The sequence below is a fragment of the Caballeronia sp. genome (assembly GCF_049581465.1).
Classification (GTDB): domain Bacteria; phylum Pseudomonadota; class Gammaproteobacteria; order Burkholderiales; family Burkholderiaceae; genus Caballeronia.
Genome location: NZ_JBAUSA010000628.1, coordinates 1 through 3109, shown reverse-complemented (window position 1 = coordinate 3109; position 3109 = coordinate 1). Strand labels below are relative to the sequence as shown.

The 3109-nt window shown below is 61.0% G+C and carries 3 protein-coding genes; all 3 read right to left on the bottom strand.

The genetic code is table 11. The annotated features are described in order from the left end of the window. A partial coding sequence (gene flgK / locus WCA53_RS15290) for a flagellar hook-associated protein FlgK (protein ID WP_423911777.1) occupies positions 1 to 1290 on the bottom strand: 1290 nt, incomplete at its 3' end. Between the two features lie 282 nt (positions 1291 to 1572). Beyond that, on the bottom strand, positions 1573 to 2322 hold the full coding sequence (locus WCA53_RS15285) for a flagellar brake protein (protein ID WP_423911780.1): 750 nt from the start codon (positions 2320 to 2322) through the stop codon (positions 1573 to 1575). Between the two features lie 285 nt (positions 2323 to 2607). After that, the coding region (gene flgJ, locus WCA53_RS15280; RefSeq protein WP_423911774.1) for a flagellar assembly peptidoglycan hydrolase FlgJ at positions 2608 to 3109 on the bottom strand (502 nt) is incomplete at its 5' end.

The window sequence follows — 3109 nt, the reverse complement described above, 5'->3', positions numbered from 1 at the left end:
CAGCGCGAAGTTGTCCAGCGCGCCGCGCGTCGGCTGGATCGTGAATGAGTCGCCGGCCGCCGGAGTGCCGGTGTCCGTGAGGGTCAGCCCGATACTCTGGCCTGCCAATGCCATCGAAGTGAACGAGCCCAGCGACGCGCCGCTCGCCTTGTCGGACACCGTATAGGTGCCCGCGGCGGTGTACGTCAGGGTGTAGTCAGAGCTCGGCGGCTGGGACGGATTGGCGATCTGCGCGGTGACCACAGCGGTCCCCGTGTTGAGCGCGTTCGAATAGACGGTCGACGCGCCGGTGGTGAAGAGCTTGCCTCCCGCATTGCCCGACAAATCGACGCCCGCTTCGTTCTGCGCATTCACCTGACCCGCAAAGCTAGTCGCCAATGCGCCAAGTTGCGCCTGCGCCGGGTCGAGACTCTGGTCGCGGAACTGCACCATCCCGCCCACCGAACCACCCGTGACGGCGGAGTCCGCAATGTATTGGGTCGTTGCAGGCGTCGGTGTGGTGCCCGCTGGCGGCGCGTAAGCGAGCGACAACTCGCTGGGGTCCGACGCCGATGTGGTCGTCTCGACCGCATAGCTTGACGTACCGATCACGAGCGGCTGGCCGTTGCTGAAAGTTACGTTGTAGTTGCCGTTCTGCGTGGTGACGTTCACGCCCACGAGGGCGTTTAGATTCGTCACGGCCAGGTCGCGTGCGTCGAGCAGCTGATTGGGCGGCTGCCCCTGCGCGCTCGCCACGGCGATCTGCTGGTTCAACGTAGCGATCTGTGTCGTGAACGAGTTGATCTGCGCTGCCGAACTGCTCAGCGATGTGTTCACGCTCTCGCGCAACTGGTCGTAGGTGCTGGCGGCAGCGTTGAACTGATCGGCGAGGGACTGCGCGCTGCTCAGGGCGCTTTGACGCGTGGAGGTCGTGCTCGGATCGGTCGAGACCGATTGCATGCTGCTGAAATACGAGGACATGCCTGTCGAGATCCCCGCCGTCGGACTGCCGACGAGGTTGTTCAGTTGCGACATCAACGCGAAATACGTGTTCTGCGAATTGCTCGTGGCAGTCGCGCTGTTCATCGTCTGGTTCAGGTACGAGCTATACGAGCGCGTGACGGTAGACGTGGTCACGCCTCCGCCGATGTAGCCCGATCCGGTGTACTGACCCGAGGACTCCACATATACAGGCGCCTCCACCGAGTAGCCCGGCGTCGCCGCGTTGCTGATGTTTTGGCCGGTGATATTCAGGCCCCACTGGGCCGCATTGAGGCCACTGATACCGGTGTTGAATATGCTTTCTGACATGCAAGGAATCCTGGTGGAGAACGACCAAGCTGCGTCGCCGCTGGACGAGAAGTTCAGGCTGTATATCGGCCAATGGCGCGGAAAGTTAATGGCAGCGCGACGAAACTGGACCTCGATCACATTCGGGTCGAGGTCGCAGACGCGCTATGCCCTGCGGATATTATTGACGTGAGTGAGGCGAGGCAATCGACGAAGAAGCGAGGGGAATGCGGTCTAGTTCAACGGATGGAGCCACGGGGGGAGTGGCACGGAGGTAACACGCTCGCGCGTCACCTCCGGACATCAACGCGCCATCGAACGCCGCTTCATTTCAAGCTGCGTAATCAGGCGCTGCAATGTGTTTTCGGCGGAGCCCGGCAAGCTCAGGAACTTGAAGCCGAGCGTATAGCGCCGGTCGCCCTTCGAATTCATGATCTCGCGATTCGCCATCAGTTGCAGGTCGAGAACCACCTTGCCGGGATTGCTGAAATGCAATTCCACCGCCGGCAAGATCACGCCGACTTCCATGGCAGCAACACGCGCGTCCATCGTCCGGAGCGCGACGCCACCGAGCGACAAGTCGTGCACTTCAAAGCGAAAGCGTTCACCGGTCGGCAGCAGGCCGCTGCAAATATACGGGTCGAGGATGGGCGCTTCCACGCGGAAATACTCGCGCCGCTGCATGTAGAACAACACCGGCGGGAAGTCCGCTTCGAACGCGGGATGTCCTTCGTAGCTGATTTCCCGCGGCGTGCCCGTGGCGAATTGCATGCGCACGCCATCGGGCGTCGCCTCGAAGGTCAGGTTTTCGGTTTTGAGTACGTATTCGTTCTGCTCGGGCACGCCGCCCCAGTCGAAGATGAACGTCTGCGCGTTGGGATCGACGTCGAGCACGCGGGTGACGATCTGCCCGGTGCCGTAGCTGGCGGTGAGGAAGTCACCCCGGTTCACGAGGTTACGGAGGGAAACACCGATTTCCAGCGGATTGCGGCGACCAAAATCGTGATGATCGGATTCGTCATCGGCGATGTCGGATTCGTTCGACTCATTCATGTTCATGGGACTTGCCGTGTTCGTTTGCCCGCTCGCGCGTCAATCAAGCCGCAACGCCTGAGCGTCCACCCGGACCCAACGGGTCCGGCACTTCGGTGTCTAATTTAGCGGCACCTTGGCTAAAATATTTAGTGCCCGTTGCAAAAATACTTTCAGACAGGTGGTTTTGGCAATGGTAAACGCTTACCGGCGGCCACAAACGGAACGAAATCGGCGAATTACCCCTGCTTCTCGATTTAAACCTGCGCGAACCTGAATATGCAGCAAGACGCGAGCCCGTCAGGTTTAAACAATCTGCCGCATGATCGAAATGAGTTTCTTCGCGTACTGCGGATCGGTCGCGTAGCCGGCCCGCTGCATCCCGTGCGCGAAGCCAGCGGCGTCGCGAGAGGAATCCGCGACTGACGCGTAGCGCGGATTGCTTTTCAGGACGCTCGCGTAGTCCGTGAGAGCCGATTCGTATGAATCGTATGCGCGGAATTTCTCGACCACTTTCTGCGGCTGGCCGTTCACGAATTCGGTCGTGACGGCGGTCGTGATCTTGCCCTTCCAGTCGTTGCCAGCCTTGACGCCGAAAACGTTGTGGCTGGTCGTGCCGTTCGCGTTCTTGATTTCGCGCTTGCCCCAGCCGGATTCCAGCGCCGCCTGTCCAATAATAAAGCGCGCCGGAATGCCGGTAGCCGCACTCGCGGCCTGTGCCGGCGCGGCCAGGCGTTCGACGAACGCATTGACCTTGTCGGACGAACTCTTGCCGTGCGTGGGCGGTGTGAGAGCGCTGTCGGCGGTG